The 19,649-nt window shown below is 54.8% G+C and carries 19 protein-coding genes; 9 read left to right on the plus strand and 10 right to left on the minus strand.

Features of this window, described 5'->3' with window-relative positions; all coding sequences use genetic code 11:
• Nucleotides 1-44: 44 nt before the first annotated feature.
• The gene (locus tag KSP9073_RS07885; RefSeq protein ID WP_165814205.1) at nt 45-698 is read right to left on the minus strand and encodes a hypothetical protein; all 654 of its coding nucleotides are present in this window, start codon (nt 696-698) and stop codon (nt 45-47) included.
• Nucleotides 598-1,233, minus strand: a complete 636-nt coding sequence (locus KSP9073_RS07890; RefSeq protein WP_165814206.1) for a glycoside hydrolase family 108 protein — start codon at nt 1,231-1,233, stop codon at nt 598-600. Before KSP9073_RS07890 ends, KSP9073_RS07885 begins: the two co-directional genes overlap by 101 nt.
• 196 nt (nt 1,234-1,429) lie before the next feature.
• Between KSP9073_RS07890 and KSP9073_RS07895 the strand changes: the two genes are divergently transcribed.
• Both KSP9073_RS07895 and KSP9073_RS07900 read left to right on the plus strand, forming a co-directional pair.
• Entirely contained in the window at nt 1,430-2,128 is a 699-nt protein-coding gene (locus tag KSP9073_RS07895; RefSeq protein WP_108842432.1) for a LexA family protein, read from the plus strand.
• Between the two features lie 104 nt (nt 2,129-2,232).
• Nucleotides 2,233-3,861: a right-handed parallel beta-helix repeat-containing protein gene (locus KSP9073_RS07900; protein WP_133241009.1), complete on the plus strand. Its 1,629-nt coding sequence runs from the start codon at nt 2,233-2,235 to the stop codon at nt 3,859-3,861.
• A gap of 111 nt (nt 3,862-3,972) precedes the next feature.
• Here the strand turns inward: KSP9073_RS07900 and dkgB are convergent, their stop codons facing one another.
• The gene (gene dkgB, locus KSP9073_RS07905; RefSeq protein ID WP_108842434.1) at nt 3,973-4,773 is read right to left on the minus strand and encodes a 2,5-didehydrogluconate reductase DkgB; all 801 of its coding nucleotides are present in this window, start codon (nt 4,771-4,773) and stop codon (nt 3,973-3,975) included.
• Nucleotides 4,774-5,069: 296 nt separating this feature from the next.
• On the opposite strand from dkgB, the gene lpxO reads away from it, so the two are divergent.
• The 5 genes from lpxO to KSP9073_RS07930 all read left to right on the plus strand — a co-directional run bounded on the left by lpxO (nt 5,070) and on the right by KSP9073_RS07930 (nt 9,924).
• Nucleotides 5,070-5,966, plus strand: coding sequence for a lipid A hydroxylase LpxO (gene lpxO, locus KSP9073_RS07910; RefSeq protein WP_207771440.1), 897 nt, complete (start codon nt 5,070-5,072; stop codon nt 5,964-5,966).
• A gap of 12 nt (nt 5,967-5,978) precedes the next feature.
• Nucleotides 5,979-6,722 carry a 4'-phosphopantetheinyl transferase family protein gene (locus KSP9073_RS07915; protein WP_108842435.1) on the plus strand — a complete coding sequence of 248 codons (744 nt, stop codon included), beginning with the start codon at nt 5,979-5,981 and terminating at the stop codon, nt 6,720-6,722.
• A 100-nt stretch (nt 6,723-6,822) separates the two neighbouring features.
• Nucleotides 6,823-8,037, plus strand: a complete 1,215-nt coding sequence (locus KSP9073_RS07920) for a putative DNA modification/repair radical SAM protein (protein ID WP_108842436.1) — start codon at nt 6,823-6,825, stop codon at nt 8,035-8,037.
• Between the two features lie 19 nt (nt 8,038-8,056).
• A complete protein-coding gene (locus tag KSP9073_RS07925) occupies nt 8,057-8,932 on the plus strand; it encodes a TIGR03915 family putative DNA repair protein (RefSeq protein WP_108842437.1) in 876 nt (291 codons plus the stop codon).
• Between the two features lie 116 nt (nt 8,933-9,048).
• Nucleotides 9,049-9,924, plus strand: a complete 876-nt coding sequence (locus tag KSP9073_RS07930) for an AEC family transporter (RefSeq protein ID WP_108842438.1) — start codon at nt 9,049-9,051, stop codon at nt 9,922-9,924.
• Nucleotides 9,925-9,997: 73 nt separating this feature from the next.
• Here the strand turns inward: KSP9073_RS07930 and KSP9073_RS07935 are convergent, their stop codons facing one another.
• The 6 genes from KSP9073_RS07935 to KSP9073_RS07960 all read right to left on the minus strand — a co-directional run bounded on the left by KSP9073_RS07935 (nt 9,998) and on the right by KSP9073_RS07960 (nt 17,259).
• Complete coding sequence (locus tag KSP9073_RS07935; RefSeq protein WP_108842439.1) at nt 9,998-11,485, minus strand: sugar porter family MFS transporter; 1,488 nt, start codon at nt 11,483-11,485, stop codon at nt 9,998-10,000.
• Nucleotides 11,486-11,656: 171 nt separating this feature from the next.
• Nucleotides 11,657-12,040: a DUF4168 domain-containing protein gene (locus KSP9073_RS07940; protein ID WP_108842440.1), complete on the minus strand. Its 384-nt coding sequence runs from the start codon at nt 12,038-12,040 to the stop codon at nt 11,657-11,659.
• A 145-nt stretch (nt 12,041-12,185) separates the two neighbouring features.
• Complete coding sequence (gene mtgA / locus KSP9073_RS07945) at nt 12,186-12,887, minus strand: monofunctional biosynthetic peptidoglycan transglycosylase (RefSeq protein WP_108842441.1); 702 nt, start codon at nt 12,885-12,887, stop codon at nt 12,186-12,188.
• 209 nt (nt 12,888-13,096) lie between these two features.
• Nucleotides 13,097-13,957 carry an S-formylglutathione hydrolase gene (fghA, locus tag KSP9073_RS07950; protein ID WP_108842442.1) on the minus strand — a complete coding sequence of 287 codons (861 nt, stop codon included), beginning with the start codon at nt 13,955-13,957 and terminating at the stop codon, nt 13,097-13,099.
• Between the two features lie 345 nt (nt 13,958-14,302).
• Nucleotides 14,303-15,139: a Crp/Fnr family transcriptional regulator gene (locus KSP9073_RS07955; protein WP_243409167.1), complete on the minus strand. Its 837-nt coding sequence runs from the start codon at nt 15,137-15,139 to the stop codon at nt 14,303-14,305.
• Between the two features lie 173 nt (nt 15,140-15,312).
• Nucleotides 15,313-17,259 carry a putative bifunctional diguanylate cyclase/phosphodiesterase gene (locus KSP9073_RS07960; protein WP_243409168.1) on the minus strand — a complete coding sequence of 649 codons (1,947 nt, stop codon included), beginning with the start codon at nt 17,257-17,259 and terminating at the stop codon, nt 15,313-15,315.
• 252 nt (nt 17,260-17,511) lie between these two features.
• Between KSP9073_RS07960 and KSP9073_RS07965 the strand changes: the two genes are divergently transcribed.
• The gene (locus KSP9073_RS07965) at nt 17,512-18,270 is read left to right on the plus strand and encodes a 2OG-Fe dioxygenase family protein (RefSeq protein ID WP_108842443.1); all 759 of its coding nucleotides are present in this window, start codon (nt 17,512-17,514) and stop codon (nt 18,268-18,270) included.
• Between the two features lie 86 nt (nt 18,271-18,356).
• Here the strand turns inward: KSP9073_RS07965 and KSP9073_RS07970 are convergent, their stop codons facing one another.
• Nucleotides 18,357-18,956 (minus strand): DNA-3-methyladenine glycosylase I, encoded by a 600-nt coding sequence (locus KSP9073_RS07970; RefSeq protein ID WP_108842444.1) that lies wholly within the window; start codon nt 18,954-18,956, stop codon nt 18,357-18,359.
• A gap of 129 nt (nt 18,957-19,085) precedes the next feature.
• Between KSP9073_RS07970 and KSP9073_RS07975 the strand changes: the two genes are divergently transcribed.
• Nucleotides 19,086-19,586 (plus strand): DUF421 domain-containing protein, encoded by a 501-nt coding sequence (locus tag KSP9073_RS07975; protein ID WP_108842445.1) that lies wholly within the window; start codon nt 19,086-19,088, stop codon nt 19,584-19,586.
• Nucleotides 19,587-19,649: the final 63 nt, after the last annotated feature.

The following is a 19,649-nucleotide window of genomic DNA, read 5'->3' on the forward strand; positions in this document are numbered from 1 at the left end:
AGAACGCCCGGCATGGCCGGGCGTTCAGGGCAGGTAAAAGCCTTTCAATCCTGCAGGTCCCTCGGGCGAGGCGGCGCCGCACCCTGCGAATGACGTTCCTGCATCCCCATATGCGTCTCCTCCATCATGACACGGCGCTCTACGCTGTTGCCGTGCAGGTTAACACCCAGTATTCCGCTGGCGGAGAAAATCAACCAGGTCATGATATCCACACAATCCTGAATGCGGTCAGGGTCCCTGATGACCGTAATACAGATGGCTACCGACATAAGTGCCAACATGCCACACAGTGTCCAGCCGACTCCAGCTCGCCAGTCGTTGTTGAAAAGCCCCTTGATCGCGTTTCCGGTTGCCCGCGGCATCAACGGCTTTTGTGATGCGACATCCAACTGAAGCTTGATGCGCTCTAAATCCAGCTGTCTGAGGCGCTCAATGGCCTCCGGGTTCTGATCCAGCATGTCCGTAACCCCTTGCGCAGAAGCATTTGCCCAGCACTCTAGGGTGGCAGCAACAATCGCGCCCAATGCGTCACAGTTATCCGGATTTTTAAAAAGCGCTGCCAGTTCAGGCGCCTCCTTTTCAAGACGTCGTCCGACGTCAGACCAGGCCATGACGATTTCCTCGTCGTTCTTCGGATGCTCCATTTCGACCAGTGTCAGATTCGAAGTCATACATATCCTTTTCAAGCCTGACGACACGGTCGATCCAGCCCTGTGCAAATGCCTGCTGAGAAACATCGCGTCGTGCAAGATCGACCAGCCACGCCAGACGCAGCGCGTTGATGGTACTCGCGAGTGTATGACCCGTATTTACACCGCGAAGTTTGAACATGGCATCCATTGCCACTAGCGTCTGCGTTCCAATGCAACCGTCTATATCGATGGCGCTCCAGCGCCGTCCATTGTTGCTCAATACATTCAACACCTCCTGTAGCTGTCGACCTGCCCGTTTGGTACCGCTGTGCACGCCATAATCCAGCATCATGATTGCCAGTGCGGGCGCACGCACACTGACCTCATCCAGTTTCATCGCATGCCAGTAGGTTTTCAGATAGATTTTCTCGGCCAATGCCTGAGGTAAATCACGCATGCTGCCGCGATAACCATGATCAACCGCCACACGCTGGGTAATGCCATAATTGGTTGCGCCGCCTCGATCATCAGGGTGATCAACAAAGCCCCCTTCGCGTTTCATCAGGGCGACGATAATTTTGCTGCGCTGTGATTCATTCATGAGACTCTCCATGGATACAGGTGCTACGTGAAGCGCATTGACATGCCGTGACTCACGTTCTTTTCACATGGCAATATTCAGTCACCGGATGCACAATATGCACACATTTGGTTAACAAAGCGGAGTATGCTTCGGTTTTAATTATCCATCAAGGATAATTTTGGTAAAGTCTTAATACTCTCAATGAGAATCTGTCATGCAAAGAGTGAGTGAAATACGACGTAGAAACGCGCGCGCGCTACGCGACCAGGCAGGAAGCAACAAGGCATTTGCAGAGTGTGTTGGCGTTGAACCGCCGGCGGCCAGCCGGGTACTGAGCAGCAAGGCGACGCGCAATATCGGCGATGATTTCGCGCGCCGTATTGAATCGGCCTTTGGCAAGGAAGATGGCTGGCTGGACAGCCTCCATGAACAGCCCTCGGCTCATGACGATAACGTGGTCGCCATGCCATCACGCAGTGACAACAGTGTTGAACAGGCCCCCATCATGAGCGGAATGGCCCCTCTTTTGAGCTGGGTACAGGCCGGTGCATGGACAGATACTTCGGCAAGCATCATTGATGACGGGGATCAGGAGTCCTTTCCCCGCCCGCCCAACTGTGGCCCGAGCTGTTTTGTGCTGCGCGTACGCGGCGAGTCAATGATGGAAGTCTATCCGCCGGGCACCCTGATCTTTGTTGACCCTGATGTACAAGCCATGTCAGGTGATGATGTGATCGTTCAATGTGAGGAGCACGGCAGCGCTGAAGCTACTTTCAAACGTTATATCGAGGAACCGGGTCAGCCACCCATGCTCAAGGCGCTGAATCGGGGCTGGGCGCAGCAGTACATGACGCTGGGACCGCACTGTCGAATCATTGGCGTCGTCATGGCGCAGATGATGCTTCGCCGATAGCCTCCAAAAAGACCGTAAGTAAATTATTGTTTGGAAAGGGTTACTTATTTCGACTGAGAATAATTAACCATTTTAACCAATTATGGGTTGACCGTATTAACCAAATGATTAACCATGATTACAAGTTAACCAAAAAGGTTAACGAAAACTCTCAATATGGTTATCTTTGGAGAATACTCATGACAACTGTTACTGCTACTGCAATGAAAACCGTGCTCGATTTTGGTGCTGATCCGACCGGCAAGGTCGACAGCTCTCAAGCGTTCATTAGTGCTGCCGCTTCTGATGACGTCACTACGGTTATCGTGCCGCCGGGTGACTACGTGATCGCCACAACGGTAGACCTGCAGTACAAAAACCTGAGTGGCCCTGGCCGTTTGCGTGAAAATCAGAAAGGCAGCCGTGCCCGCCTTCGTCCAGGCAGCGGCCTCAGTGGTGCCATGTTTATTAAACAGGGTCCGATGGTTGACAACCTGTTGATTCAGGGGCAAAAGGAAAGCGACGGCAAGACCGCTTTTGACGCCTACGGTTACAACAGCGTTTTCAGAAATATTCATTTCAGCAATATTCAGTACGCTATCTATGTAAAAGACATCGTAGTCAACTTTACGATGGAGGACTGTGTCTGCATTCAGGTGGGCCATGGTCTGTATTGTGAAGACAGCAAAAATAGCTACTCGACCACGGCGCGCTTTTTGCGTAACGAGTTCAACAACTGCGGCAATGCCTTTGTTTTTCGTCGCCAGATCAATGGCTCTACCTTTCAGGACAACATCTTTGAGTTCCTGAGTGGTGACGCGGTGGTGGCCTCGCATATTTATGACTGTAACTTCACGGGCAACTGGTGGGAAAAACGTCGGAGTACTGGTACTGCCGCCGAGGTGCCTCTGGTAGCCCCTGCAGATGAAACCGACGATGAGAGTGGCTACCCCGCCATTCGCAGTACCAGCTATCAACAGATCATGAATTGCTTCGCTGCGGGCAATAAAGTGACCTGGGGCTGGCGTAACGTATTCAGCTCCCTGTTGCACGATGCACGCATGGGTGGCGTGTCTGCACATGGCGGCGCAGTGGTGGTGAGAAGTGCATCAGGCCGTGCGATGCGCATTACGCCGGATAGCATCATTCAGCAGGCCGACAAATGGGCCTATCTACCGCCTCTGGTCATTGAAGCCAGTAAAAACAGTGCTGGTTCGGCCAAGGGCATCCTGATGCGCACCAAGGGCGGTCCATTGACGCTTGAAGATAGTGAAAACTTACCTTTCTCGGATGCCATTACGATCGGCAAGGGTGAGGGGCTTTACGAGCGTTACAGCCTCACTCGCAATGCAGGCGGCCAAACAACGGTGGGCATGACTGGCGTCAGCGAAATGATGATCAATGGCGAAAAGGTCAAACTGACCACTGGTATACCGCAGCATTTTCTGTGGCGTCAGGACAAACTCAGTCGAGGACTGGGATGCTTTACGACCAACCAGGTCACCACGGAGGGCACCATCAAACTGGTGACCGAATACCTGCTGGATAACCCGCTGATTCAGGTCACCGTCGAAGATCGGGGTATTCGTTTTGACGGACTCAAGCACCTGGGTAGTTACGTCAACTCCAGCAAGACGCGACGCCAGTGCACAGGGTTCGAGCTATATTTTGTTGACGCCGAGGGCAAGCCGAAAACGCCAACGGCCTTTTCCATGCAGATGCTGACGCTCAATCCGTCTCTGCTGACCTCGTGAGGTAATGGCAGGGTGTGTTCCATCAGCAGAAGAGGCGCCCATCGGGCGCCCCTTCTACTAATAATTATCGCAGGACTTCATCTCCTGACCATTCCCTCTTGCTTGGAAGGATTACTCATCCCAGACCGGGGCAAACGAGGGATTGGCAATACGCTCTCCCCGATCGAGCGCATTGATGCGTTCGATCTCATCGTTGCTCAACGTCAGGTTCATGGCCTCCAGATTGGATTGCTGGTGCGCCCGTTTCGTGGATGAAGGAATTACCACGATGCCACGCGCCGCCACCCAGGCCAGCGCAATCTGTGCCGCCGTCACACTGTGGTTATCAGCAATCTGTTTGAGCCTGTCATCCTCCATGACCTTGCCCACTGCCAGCGGCATGTAGCCCGTGACCCTGACGCCCTTTTCACTGCAATGATTGGCCAGGGCCTTGTTGGCCAAAAAGGGATGCACTTCAATCTGATTGGTAATGAGTTGATCACCGCCCTCGACCTCAAGCGCCTCATCAAGCTGTGACATGGTGAAGTTGGAGACGCCGATGTTACGGGTCAGACCGCGCGACTTTGCCTCGACCAGCGCCCCGATCGACTCGGCTACCGGCACCTCGTTATCGGGTGAAGGCCAGTGCAGCAGCACCAGATCGACGTAATCGGTACCCAGCCTTTCAAGGCTATCTTCAAGGCTTTTAATCAGGTCATCATGGGTAAAGCGATCCGTCCAGATCTTGGTGGTCAGAAAAATATCTTCACGCGCCACACCACTGTCAGCGATGGCACGCCCGACCTCAGCTTCATTGCCATACATCTGTGCGGTATCGATATGTCGATATCCCAGCTCAAGCGCTGTGGTCACCGAATCGATGACGTCCTGTCCCTTGAGTCGATAAGTACCCAGACCAATATCGGGAATCATGCGACCTCCTGTCAGTGGCGCCCGAGGGCGCCTTGTAAACGCCTTGTGGCCATCGGCCATGGACATTGAATTGCCCAGTACTGACATTAGGCCATGCAGGGCAGCTTTCAAGTCATTAGTCTGCAAACCATATCGACAAGTGAAGAGATCAAAGCCATGATGTTCCTAGCCTGTCCCAGGCCCTAAGACTTTCGTAATGACACCCCATCACGGACATGCGAGACTGCGCCGCCAGTAGTCTGGAAGCCAACATCATCGACGACGTTGTGGGCAATTATCCCGAAAAAGAGATCGCTATGATCAAATGGACAATCGTGGCCCTGATCGTGGCCAGTATTCTTTATGTACATTTTCGTGGCCGTGTTCGGCACAAACCCTTTCGTCAGCTGTCGGACCATTCGAGCTTCATGGCGCCCATCAATGCGTTCATGTATCTGTTTTCAAAGGTCCCGGATCGCCCCTACCATCGCGCCGAGGACTTTCCTGAAATCGCGGCCCTGACCTCGCACTGGGAGGAAATTCGCGATGAAGCCCTGACCCTTGAAAACCATATCAAGGGGTCCGCCAAGAAGGACGACGCCGGCTTCAATTCTTTTTTCCGGCGTGGTTGGAAGCGCTTTTATCTCAAATGGTACGGCGAAAGCCATGAATCCGCGCAGCAGCTCTGCCCGCGCACAACCGAGATTCTGGCCGGCATCCCCAGCGTCAAGGCGGCGATGTTTGCCGAACTGCCCGCCGGCAGCAAGCTGATGAAGCATCGCGACCCTTATGCCGGCTCGATCCGCTATCATCTTGGCCTGCGAACACCCAACGATGACCGCTGCCGTATCAATGTGGATGGCATCGATTACAGCTGGCGAGACGGCGAAGCGGTGCTTTTTGACGAGACCTTCATCCACTACGCCCAAAATGAGACCGATCAGAACCGCCTGATTCTGTTCTGCGATATCGAGCGGCCCATGAAGTATCGCTGGGCGGCGGCGGTCAACCGCTGGTTCAGTCGCAACGTCATGGCCGCCGCAGCCTCTCCCAATGACGAAAATGATCACACCGGCGGACTCAATCGTGCCTTTAAATACATCTACAAGGTTCGTGAAGCCGGCAAGCGCCTTAAAAAGCGCAACAAGACACTGTATTACGTGATCAAGTGGCTGATTTTCGGTGGTATTATCGTCGGCTTACTGTCGCTGTAATTCTTGCATCCCATGTCCAACGCCATCGCGCCCCCAAAATCCTGCTGGCCCTTTGTTTCCCCGGACCGGGGGGCGCGACTCAGCCTTGCCACCTTTGATGTACAACGCTTTGATGACAGCGCCTTCGCTGCCTGTAGCATGGCGCTGCCAGAAAGCCTTGCGCGTGCGGTCCCCAAGCGCCGCGCCGAATATCTGGCCGGCAGGGTATGCGCCCGTCATGCCTTGGCGCGCCTTGATATTCATGTCAACGCCCTGCCAAGCCTTGCCGACCGTCAGGTTGACTGGCCGGAATTGGCCCGAGGTTCCATTACTCATGCGCGCGACCTTGCGGCGGCGCTGGTCAGTACAGCGCCATCCCACCAGGGGGTGGGCGTGGATGCCGAGCGCTGGTTGACCCCCGAGCGTGCCGATTATCTGGCCGCCTCGATTCTCACACCGTGCGAGCAGCAGGTAATTGGCACTTTGCTGCCTGAACAACGTGCCCGCGCGATCACCCTGACCTTCTCGCTCAAGGAAAGCCTGTTCAAGGCCCTTTATCCGCTCACCGGCACACGCTTTTATTTTCACGATGCTCGAGTCGAGGCATTGGACCCCATGGTCTCACCGGGCCAATGCAGACTGGTACTGAACTGTGCCCTGAGTGATACATGGCTGCCTGGCGTACGTCTGATCGGTGACTTTGCCGATATGGGAAACCATGCACTGACCGCCGTCATGACCGATGCCATACCGGACTCGACAGCCCCTCGGCGATAAGGGAACTCGCTCACATATCCTGCCGCCACAATGAATGTAATTCAGTTGTTGTTTATGCGCGCCCCAACTACTGTATACAAATACAGTTAAAGGAGTGTTCATGCAGCTCACTGACAAACTGATCGTTCTCGCGGACGCCGCCAAGTATGACGCTTCCTGCGCCAGCAGCGGCGCGCCCAAACGCTCATCAAGGGGCCAGAAGGGACTAGGGGCGACCAACGGCAACGGCATCTGTCACAGCTTTACGCCGGATGGCCGCTGCGTGGCCCTGCTCAAGATCCTGATGACCAATTTCTGCCTGTATGACTGCCAGTACTGCATCAACCGGCGCTCCAGCAACGTGCCCAGAGCGCGTTTCAGCGTGGATGAAATTGTGCGCTTAACGCTCGATTTCTATCGCCGCAACCTGATCAGTGGGCTTTTCTTAAGTTCCGGTATTATCCGCTCCAACGATTACACCATGGAGGCTCTGGTCAGGGTGGCCAGAACACTGCGCGTAGAGCACCAGTTTCGCGGCTATATCCATCTCAAGACGATTCCGGATGCTTCGCCGGACCTGATCCGCCAGGCCGGACTGTACGCTGACCGTCTCAGCGTCAACGTCGAGCTGCCCACGAGCCAGAGCCTCAATCGTCTGGCGCCGGAAAAAAGCGACACCACTATTCGTCTTGCCATGTCGACCATTCGCGATGGGCTGGATGAGGCGACCGCCGAACCTCGAGCCCCCCGCTTTTCACCCGGCGGTCAGAGCACCCAGATGATTGTGGGAGCTGACGATACCGATGATCACACCATTCTGGGCAACGTTCAGTCCCTGTATGGTGATTACCGACTCAAGCGGGTTTACTACTCGGCTTTTTCGCCTATTCCCGAAAGCCCATCGTCGGTCCCGTTGATCGCCCCACCGTTATTGCGTGAGCATCGCCTGTATCAGGCCGATTTTTTGATCCGGGGGTATGGTTTTCGCGCCGATGAACTCCTGACAGGGCCGGGTAATCTGTCCCTGGACATTGATCCCAAGCTTGCCTGGGCACTCAACCATCGGGAGCTCTTTCCCATCGATCTGGACCAGGCAGACATGTACATGATTGCCCGGGTGCCAGGCATCGGGATTACCAGTGCCAAGCGGATCGAGACACTGCGTCGTGAACGGCGTATTCGCTATACCGATCTGACCCGGCTGGGCTGTTCCATGAAGAAGCTGGCCCCCTTTATTACCACTCAAGACTATCGTCCGCGTCAGGCCGGTCTCGAACGACAGGCACTGCTGGCTCAGATGCAGACCTCAACGCCGGCGCAGATGGCCCTGCTCTAGGGCTTTGGGAGCCACTACCATGACGATGTATACCCTGCATATGGCACAGGCCGACTTCGTTGCCTGGCGCGATAACGCCCGCCGGCTGCTGGCAGCACGGGTGTCACCCGGGGACGTACTGTGGCAGGACGATGACTCGGCAGGCGATCTTTTCGCCAGCGGCGATACGGATCTGCCGCCACCGAGCGAGACACCGCTGGCGCTGAAGCTTTCAAGGCAGCACCTTCGTCGGCTCGAGTGTGCTTCGCATTATTGGCCTACTCATCAACAGGAGTGCCGCTGGGCACTGCTTTATCGTGTCGTCTGGCGACTGGCCCAGGGTGAAGGTGAAGCATTGCTGGCAGGGGATAGCGACGGTGGCGTTGTCGAACAGCGTATCAAGGCAGTCAATCATGAAGTGCATCATATGCATGCCTTTCTGCGTTTTCATCAGCAACCTGTTACCCCTGAAGAACAGCACGCCCCGGAATTCATTGCCTGGTTCGAGCCCCGCCATGATGTGCTTGAGGCGGCCGCACGACACTTTATCGACCGGATGGGGCAGCACCGCTGGCTGATCATGACGCCTGAGGGAGCCATTCTCTGCGATGGCCGACAGTGGCATATCGAACGTCCCGAATCCGGGACCTTTACCGTTCAGGACTATCAGGCGCTATCGACCATGGAGGACGATGCCGAGGATCTCTGGCTGGCCTACTACGCCAGTACGTTTAACCCGGCCCGTCTCAATGAAAAAACCATGGTGCGCAGTATGCCCTCGCGCTTTTGGCGCCATATGCCAGAGCGCGTTCTGATTACCGGGTTGATCAGCCATGCCCGACATGGCGCTCGGCGACTGGGACAGGACAGTCGGCTGGCCGACAAACGTGGGCACACCATTACGCTGCCCAAATAGAAACACTACGAAAGTAGAATATTTTTCCCGGACAGCTTGCAACTGTCCTTATAACCCCGTGAAAATAACGATCACGCTTCGTTGCCGTTACTACGGTCGACTCCACAGGGTTTTTCATGTTTTCACAAATTATGGCTGTCATGGTGCCCATCATGGTGGGTGCTGGCATCGGCTACTTCTGGGTGCGCTTTCGACAGCCCTATCCCACGGGGTTTGTTACCAAGCTGGTCTTCAACGTTGGCACCCCCTGTCTTATCGTCAATGCCCTGTCGAGCACCCATGTCGATATTTCAGCCTTCTCAAGCATGGCAACTGCCACATTCCTGTGTCTTCTGGTACTGCTGGCTGTCGGCCTGCTGCTCTCATGGGTAACCAAAATGGACTGGCGCACCATTGTGCCGTCGGTGCTGTTTCCCAATACAGGCAATATGGGGTTGCCGCTGGCCATGTATGCCTTTGGCGAAGGACGCGGCTTTTCACTGGCCATTGCCGTCTTCGTAATCGTCTCGATCGCACAGTTTGTCGTGGGCAGTATCACCAGCAGCTCCCGGCCGGTCAAAAACCTGCTGACCAATCCGACCATTTACGCCAGCATCATTGCCATATTGCTGATGGCTTATCAGATTACGCTGCCCGCCTGGCTTTCCAACAGTATCGAACTGCTTGCCGGCATGACCATCCCCATCATGCTGATTACGCTTGGCGTGGCGCTGGCCAGTATCCGCGCTCGTAACCTGTCAGTAGGACTTGCCTTCGCGCTGAGTCGCGTGGTGGTCGCCGGTGCGATCGCTCAGGGGATCGGCCTGTTGCTGGGCCTGGATGAGGAAGCGCGGGGCATTCTCATGGTGATGATGTGTATGCCCATGGCGGTTTATAACTACCTCTTTGCCCAAAAGGCCGGGCGCTCGCCGGAATTTGTGGCAAGTCTTGTCATGTGTTCGACACTGGCCTCGTTTATTTATTTGCCGTTGATGTTGATGTGGGTCATCTAGCCTCCTTTTGGCGGCTTGAACCATGAAAAAGGCCCCATCGAAATGGGGCCTTTTTTGGATAATGGCATCAGGCTCAAGCCGTCTGCGCGTCACCTTGGCGGTACTGCGAAAAGTTGTTGATGCGCCCCTGTCGGAATTTCTCGCTCATGAGCGTCTCCATTGATTCCAGTGGTACGCCTTTCGTTTCCGGCACGAAGCGCCAGACAATAAACAGACTGACAAGCGTCATGGCACCAAAGAGCCAGAACGGAAAGGCACCGTTGAAAACGTCATTAAGCCATTCACTGCCGCGCATCATCGGAAAGGTTTGCGCCACGATAAAGCCTGCTGTCCACTGTGCACCCATGGCAAGTGCCATGCCGGATTCACGAATGGCGTTGGGGAAAATCTCCGAGAGCAGCGCCCAGCTGCAGCATCCCCAGGAGATGGCATAGCCGGTCACATACACCATGATGGCAATCATGGCGGTATAGCCCTGTACATCAAACCAGAACACGGTACCCAGAATGGCCATGCTGACAATGCAGGCCAGCGAGCCAATGGTCAGAAGACGAACGCGCCCAACGCGGTCGATCAAAAACATGCCTGCCAGATTACCGACAATGAAAATCAGCCCGATATAACCGGTCTGTAAAAGCGCACTGCCGGTACTGTCCGTCACGCCCGAAAGCACGGTCGGCGCGTAGTACATCACGACATTGATTCCGGAAAACTGCTGCGCTGCCGACAGGAAGATACCCACCAGCGCGATCCCCATCATGACCGGCTTTCTGAGCGCACTGCGTGAGCCGCGCTTTTCCTGGCGAAGCTGACGATTCATGGCACGCCGTCCGGAAGACTTGCCTTCATCGAGAGAGTTGCGCACTTCCTCGACCATTGGCTCGATATCCTTTTGCGGTGTAAAGCGTGCCAGAATTCGTCGTGCCCGATCCTGCTGACCATGCATAATGCACCAGCGCGGCGACTCGGGCACCAAAAGCAGTAAACCCGCGAAAAGTACGGCAGGGATGGCCTCGGAGCCCAGCATCCAGCGCCACCCATAATTATCCAGCCAGCTCTGGGCCACATCACGGGCGATGAAATAGTTCACGAAAAAAACAATGGTCTGACCCACCACAAGGGACTGCTGAAACATGCTCAGCGTTCTGCCCCGCCAATGCTGAGGGGCCAACTCTCCCATGTACATGGGAGACACCACGCTTGCAATCCCGACGGCGACGCCGCCGACCAGACGCAGGATAATGTAAAACCAGAAGGCAGGTGCCAGAGCCGAGCCCAGTGCCGACACCAGAAACAGGGCGGCAGCCGTCATCATGGTCATGCGACGCCCCAGAATATTGGCCAGGTAACCGGCCCCCAATGCACCTGCAATGCTGCCAATCACGACACTCGATACCGCCCATCCCTTCATGGTGGCAGAGAGATCAAAATAGGTAGTGATCGAGTCAATGGCCCCTGAAATCACCGCCGTGTCGTAGCCAAACAAAATACCGCCCAGTGCGGCCACAAGGCAGATGGAAAGTATGTAGCCTATCCCGCCGGCCCCTTTTTGATCCGTCATATACGTCCGTCTTCATCCCTGAATGTCATCAGCCTTTCGCTGACCTTAATTTAACCAGGAGAAGACTTTAGTAGAAAATCTCGGTTTGCTCGAATTGTCAGGGTGATGTTTTCTTTCTGACACAAAAAAGGCTGCCTCTTCGAGGCAGCCTTTTGAGATCGCTGAAATGGCTTACTGCTTTTTCTGCGCCATTTGCTGAACCTTTTGCATCATTTGAGGATCGTTCTGAACGGCCTGACCAATCTGGTTGAACTGCTCAACCTGCAAATCATTGTCCTGCACAGCCTGAACCATTTTCTGGTTGGCTTCTTCACGGATGCTCTGTTGAGCATCAGCATCCCCGGCACCCTGAAGCTGCTTGGTATAATCCTGAGAGATGCCTGCAATTTCCTGAGAAGCAGAGGCAAAGTTCTGCAGCTGGTCATCGCTGAAATTCTGTGACTGCTGCTGGCTCTGAGCGCCCTGAGCCGGCTGCTCCTGAGCGGCAAGCGCCGGCGTGGCAGCGAGGCCGGTCGCGACCAGCGATGCGGAAACAACTGCGGCAAAACGTTTCATGAACATCCTCCTGACTACCTTTGCTTTTCAATGCGTACTGTCACTATGACGCCGCACGACAAACTAAGTTCAACTGAATTTGTTACTGCATGTAATTAATTTTAAAGGCTTTATTGCCCTGTCTTTCCATGCAGACCCTATCCCACTATAGACGCTGTAAAAAACGTGTGCCGCCCAGCTGTCGCATTTGCTGTCGAACCCACGCAATACGCTGTGCCACACGGGCACTGGGCGAGATCGGGCTCCAGCCTCGTGGATTGGGCAGTACGGCGGCAAGCCTTGCCGCCTGCTCTGCCGTCACCTGGCTGGCACCGATGCCGTAATAGTGCTGTGCAGCGGCTTCAAGTCCGAAGACGCCTCTATCCCACTCCACCACGTTGAGATAAACCTCAAGGATGCGTTCCTTGGGCCATATCAGCTCGATCAATAGCGTAAACCAGACCTCAAGGCCCTTTCGCAGCCAGCTGCGCTGCGACCACAAAAAGACATTCTTGGCAGTCTGCTGACTGATGGTACTGGCACCACGCAGGGTCTTGCCCTGCTTCCAGGCCTGGATGGCGGCATACACCTGGTCCAGATCAAACCCATAGTGGTATGGGAACTTCTGATCCTCGGCGGCCATCACGGCAAGCTTGGCCTGATCGGACAGGGAACGCCAGGGCGTCCAGTGATAGTGAATCGTAATGGGCTCGCGATCGATCATGGCTACTGCCTTGCGCTCCAGCATGACCATTGAACCGGGCAATGGCACGAAGCGAAATAGGGTGACCAGCAGTATTGAAAACACAATCGCGCCCAATACGATTTTGACGCACCAGCGCAGCAGCTGTCCGATCAATGCCCTCATCCCCTTTTGTGTCGGCGACGTGTGCCTGTCCACACTGCCCTGCGTTCAGGACAGCGGGGTCGCTCGATCATTGTTAAAGACCACAGGTTACACGCAGCGGATCATGAATGCCCTTACCATCTATTCTTGCTAATACGCCTCCGGGGCTCTTAAAAGCGCCCCGGAGATGACAACGTGCAAGGATACCGAGCATTGACCGACGGTAACGACTATGCGTGATCAGCAAAGAGGTGACGGGCGTGGTATTCGAGGTGGTCGTCAATGAAGCTCGCCACAAAGAAATAGCTATGGTCATAGCCTTCATGACGCCGCAGTTTCAGCGAGACGCCCTGAATATGGCATGCCTTTTCCAGATGATCGGGCTTGAGCTGTTCCTCGAGGAACTGATCATTCTCACCCTGATCGATCAACATCGCCTGTTTGGATGCCCCGGCAAGCACCAGCTCACAGGCATCCCAATCCGACCATTCGGCGCGATCATCTCCCAGGTAACGGCTGAAAGCTTTCTCACCCCAGGGGCAATCCATGGGATTCACGACAGGTGAAAAGGCAGACACGCTGGCATAACGACCCGGCTGTTTCAGAGCACAGACCAGGGCACCATGCCCACCCATGGAATGTCCGCTGATGGCTTCCCGCGCACTGATGGGGAAATGCTCGCGCACCAGCGCCGGCAGCTCATCTGCCACGTAGTCATACATGTGATAGTGCTTGTTCCAGGGCTCCTGTCTGGCATTGAGATAGAAACCGGCGCCCGAACCAAAATCGTAGCTGTCATGCTCGCCCGGCAGATCAGTGCCTCGCGGGCTGGTATCCGGGCAGACAATGGCCATGCCCAGCCTGGCAGCCATTTTCTGGGCCCCGGCCTTTTGCATGAAGTTCTCATCGTTACAGGTCAGCCCCGAGAGCCACCACAGCACCGGAACGGGCCCGGTTTCGGCCTGAGGCGGTAAAAAGATGCCAAAGGTCATGTCGCAATCAAGCACCTGCGAGCGATGGCTGAAGCGTTTGACCCACCCGCCATGACTGCGGGTAGCGCTCAACTGTTCGATGGACTGCGTCATGCTCATCTCCACTATTAGGTTTATCACTGGCGCAACAGTTTTATCGCTGGCGCAACCAGTGCTGTCAATTGCGCTCGGAACAGACTCAACGTGCCTGCCGAAATCCGTCATACGACATCGACAGACGTCAAACAACACTGCGTCGCGACAGTATAGTGGGCCACGAAAAGAGGAAACGGCAACCAATGGAAGCCACAAACCGGGAGAAACTGTTTATTGGCAGTGAGGGCACGATCACCATGACAGTAGCAAGACGATACGAGAAGCGTGCTGAGGCGGGCAGGTCATCATGTGACCTGCCCGTAGAGTCATCAGGAGTTTAATAAATTGATGATTTTGGCAATGAAGGCATCAACGCAGTGTATTGCTGTCCCTTTCAAACAGTTTCAATAGCTCGTTGACACTATCACCCAGATAGATATCCGAGAAATTGGCCACCTTGTAAAAGGCTTCCAAATCGCAAATCTCGATTCGATTGCGTTCACGATACAAAAGCCCTTCTTCCCTAAGTTCGGAAAAGGTCCGGCTGACATGAACGGCCGACAGCCCGAGCACATCTGCCAGCACCTGCTGCGAAAGCGGCAGGTTGAATCGATGTGTAATGTCCGGGCAGGTCTTGCTTAAACGCAAATGCATTTCACAAATGAAATGAGCCACCTTTTCACGCGCTGTCCGCCGCCCCATATTGACCAGCCGCTCTGCCATGATGGCCTGTTGCTGGCCTGCCAACGAAAACAGTACGGTGGTCAGTTTGGGTGATGTCGTGAAAATATCCGTCAGGTTCTTGATCGGAAAACGGCAAACAATGCCTTCTGTCAGCATGGCCACCGACGTCAAATGACGACGAGGCGAAAAATCGCTCAGACCGACCACATCTCCCGGCAAAAAGATATTGAGGATCTGCCGGGTACCATCGTCCATCGATCGATACGAACATGCCCAACCCTCGCTGAGGACACAAAGATTTTCAGCGGGCTGGTGCTCTTCCCACAACATCTGGGCATTCGACACGGTCTGAGGCGTTTTTTCCAGTGCTGCCAGAAGCTCGGCTTCTGTCTCATCAAGCGCACAATAGTATTTGAAGTTACGCACCAGGCAGCGATCCCTGTCCAACATGGCATGCACCCCCCGAATAGCCTTGAAATCACCATTCGGTATTATAGTAATAATTGATGCATTACCGTCCAAAGATAGGCGCCATTGTTGGACGAATCACGCTCAAATGCCGCTAACCTGGATTATGCAAGTTACAAAAAAATCAATCGTTTAGAGGGAAACGCGCCGCAATCTCCGGACCGGGCATCGCTCTGGCGAATCCGAAGGTGCCATACAAGGCACTTTCACAAAGACCCGAAGTGTATTTACTTTTTGAGAGAGGGATCTCGAAGACCCTGGAACAGAGGCTGGGTTTCAAGCAGCGGGGTAATGCGTTCTGCACGCATGGAGCGAAAGTAATAAAACCCCTGCACCAGATCGACATTAAGCTCGTGAACCAGTTCCAGCTGCTCACTGGTTTCCACGCCTTCTGCAATGACCTCAAGACCCAGACGATGACCGATAAAGACGATACCGGCCAGAATGGCCCGATCCTTCAGGCTCTCGGGAGAGTCCATGACAAAGGTGCGATCGATCTTGAGAGAAGTCACGGGGAATTGTTTCAGGTAGGCCAGCGAGGAGTAACCGGTACCGAAATCGTCGATGGCGATTTTCATGCCACGATGATAAAGCGTTTGCAGATGGGCCTTGACCGTCTCGTCAGCCTGCACCAGGACGTTTTCAGTAATCTCGATACCCACATCGCGCATGGAAAGCTGATGGCGCTGCATGGTCCTTTCCAGCTCTTCAAGCATTGCGGTAGAGCGCAGGTGCTCTCCCGAAAGATTGATGTCCACACGATAGCCATGAAGCCCCTGGGCTTTCCAGCAGGCCTGCTGACAGCACAGCGCCTCAATGGCCCAGCTTCCCAGTCGCCCCATCAGCCCAAACCGTTCAGCCAGTGGAATGAATTCTGACGGCGACACCATGCCACCCTCGGAGGGAAACCAGCGCAGCAGTGCTTCCATGCTTTCAATGCGCCCGCTGCGCGATATCTGCGGCTGAAAATGCAGCGCCAGCTCCTGTTGATCGATGGCATTTTCAAGACGTTTGAGCAATTCATGCTGGTAAATCAGATCGCGATGAAACTCGTGACTGAATATCTGAAAGCGGCTTTCACCGGGCATTCTGGCCCGATTTCGAGCCACATTGGCGGCATAAATCAGTGACTGGGCATCTTCACCATTGTCGGGGAAAAGACTGATGCCCTGACTGACTGTAATATGATGGGGCTTGCCATCCAGCATGAAGGGCAGCTCAAACATGCTGTCGACCCGGTCAATCAACTGCAGCGCGTGGCGCCTGGAATCAAGATGAGTACAGGCCATGACAAACTCATCATTACCAAATCGCGCCAGTAAATCAGAGGTATAACAGTGCTGGGAAAGTCGCTCGGCGACCTGGGTCAGCAGGTGGTTTCCCTGCTCATACCCCAGCGAATCGTTGATTTCGGAAAAATGTTCGATATCGATGAAAAAGACCGCCAGCGGCGCCCTGTGACGATCCTCATCTTCAAGCAGCCGATTGAGCTCTGCGATGAAGGCCGCTCGATTAGGGAGCAGTGTCAGCGGGTCATAACGCCGGATGAACTCAAGGTCGCGATGGGCCTGCTTTTGTACCGAAAGATCAACGTCTACGCAGAACATCAACGGATTATCCGTATGCTGGCCCAGCATGACATGATGAGAAAACACCGCCACACTGCGTCCTGACTTGTGTACCAGCTCCATTTCGCTGCCGGGTATTTCTACACCCTCATTGATCCAGGTCTGGTGCGCACGTACCACCGATTCGCGCATCTCCTGCGGAATAATCAGCTCCTCAAACCGGCACCCCATCACCTCATCAGGCATATAGCCATAGAGCTGCGTGCTGGCAGCATTCCAGTAGATAACGCGCCGTTTACGGTCATAACCCTGCACGGCGACGCGCGGCAGACTTTCGAGCAGTGCCCGAAAGCGCTGCTCGCTTCGATCGTAGCGCAGACGCTCGTGGCTGCTGAGGCGATTTGCTGGATGATGAAGCTGCTGATAGAGCTGGCGATTACGCGAACGAGTGCGATGCCAGGCCAGCAGAACCGCAAGAAGGGCCAGTCCCAGAATCATGATCGCCAGATTACGCGCACCAATAAAAGGTGTGATCACCAGCGCTGCTACCAGGCCCACTATCCATAGAACCAGGCCATAGCGCGGGTCATTGTGCGAAATACGCATCTCCGATTAATCCTGATCTGACCCGGACAAGGGTCGGCTGGTCAAAAATACTGGCGTAGCTTGTCAGCATAACAGCTTACGTCATGTCACAAGGAATAATTGAGGCGTGACCCGTACGCTGCTGTCGACTCGAATTTCCCTTCATACTCCGCACTCGATCATCAATCCACTTCTGAAAGCCCATAACATTTGTCTGCGGGCTGTCTGCAAATGCAGACAGTCAGCGTGACTTATTATCCTTTCAGGAGAAACATGATGACCACCACCAACGCACAGTCCTTTTGGCAGCACAATGTACCCACAGCGCTTGCCGAACACGACTGGTGTTTTACCCATGTTCGCGATCATATTGATCTAAAGGCATGGCAGTCCTATACCCGCGACATTCCCCGTGACCCTTACGTTGAACGCCGCTGGAAGCGTATGTCCTGGTTGGCACTTGATGAGCACGGCCATATGAAAAACCTGGGCGAATGCCCCATGGCACAGGGGGGACAGTACAACGACGCTGAAAGCATGGCGGACAAGTTGCGCTGGTACCCGTCGCTGGAACAGGACTTTCTTGATCGTCCCGATGTCCGCGCCTTCGTAGAAGCCTGGGCCGGGCTCTGGGGACTGGGTGCCAACGAGCCCATCCTGATGCAGATCACCGGCGTCAGAGGCTCGGGGGAGCTTGACCCCCTGCAGGGACAGGGCATTCATGCCGATGGCTGTCGCTATCTGAGCATCATGGTACTGGACCGTCACAACGTCAGCGGGGCCGAAAGCGTTCTCTACGCAGATCGTGCAGGCCAGACGCTATTGGCCGATCAGGTCATGGAACCAGGCGATGTACTTCATTTGCGTGATGATCGCCTTTTCCACGGCGCAAAGGCGCTGCGTCAGGAAGACTCGGGGCAACCCTATGAGCGATTCATCATCATCATCAACTCAAGCTTCGTGGATGGTTTTCAAAACCGCATGCTGCGTCGCTATTTTCCCGAAGCCGTCATTCACGAACACATTGCCTGACCCTTCGGGCGCAATGATGTTTTTCATGACCATTTTACAACCCTAAAAGGAGCTGCCGGCCGACGCATGTCGGCCGGCATCCGTCATCATGGCCGACTTATAAGGGGCACCTGGCCCATTGCAGCCACGGTCTGGCGCCGATGACAGTCATGCGCATGATCGTTGACCATTCCCGTCGCCTGCATCCAGGCATATACAATGGTAGGCCCTGCAAACTTGAATCCCCTTGCCTTGAGCGCCTTCGAAAACGCGGCAGACAGCGGCGTTTGCGCCGGTACCGGGGGCGAGTTCTGAATTGGCCGATGCTCTACCATCGACCAGCAGAACGTCGCGAAATCCTCGCCCTGATCCTGCATATGCAAAAAGGCCCGGGCATTGCCGATGGTCGCCTCAATCTTGGCCCGTGAACGAATGATGCCGGCATTACCCAGCAGCCTTTCAACATCACGCTCGGTAAAACAGGCCACACGTTCGGGATCAAATCCCTCGAAAGCCTCACGAAAGGCCTCGCGTTTGTTCAGCACGGTCAGCCATGACAGGCCTGCCTGAAAACCATCAAGCATCAACTTCTCCCACAGCGCCCGACCCTCAGGTTCCGGTACGCCCCATTCATGATCGTGATAGTGCGCCAGCACAGGATTACCCTGAACCCACTGACAGCGTACTGGCAAGTGCCTGTCCAACATGAGACATCTCCGGTTTCGTGGCGGCAACACAACCTGTCGCACCTGTATTTTCCCGCAGCAACCTGACATCAGGGTTCCTCTACACCTACCCTGAAGGTTCACTTTATATTCCTTCAAAAGGCAGCACTCATGAACCCTGTCATGCATACCATTGTGGTGGGCATTTTAAGCTATCTGGTCCTGATTATCGTTTTACGCCTCTCGGGAAAGCGCACCCTGTCAAAATGGAACGCGTTCGATTTTGTCACCACCATCGCGCTGGGTTCCATTCTGGCCACGGCACTGACCTCAACACAGGTTTCCCTTGCCCAGAGCGTGACCGCTTTCATTGTGATCGTCATGCTGCAGTTTGTGATTACGTTCACTTCGGTGCGCTCGCGCGGCGTGCTCAAGTTGATCAAGTCTCAGCCTACTCTGCTGCTGTTCAAGGGCCAGTACCGTCTGGAGGCCATGCAGCGTGAGCGTGTGGCAAAGGCCGAAATTCTGGCGGCCATTCGTGAAAAGGGCATGGCTGATGTCGAGCAGGTACACGCTGTCGTTCTGGAAACCGATGGTGCCTTCAGTGTGATCGGCACTGCAGGGGATCAGGACTCGGCCCTGGAAGGCGTCGAAGGCGTGTCGAACCGATAACAACAAAATGGCCCCGGTTAAGGGGCCTGATCATGTCATGACACACGATCAACACAGGCCATC

It is taken from the genome of Kushneria phyllosphaerae, from assembly GCF_900312995.1.
Lineage (GTDB): Bacteria > Pseudomonadota > Gammaproteobacteria > Pseudomonadales > Halomonadaceae > Kushneria > Kushneria phyllosphaerae.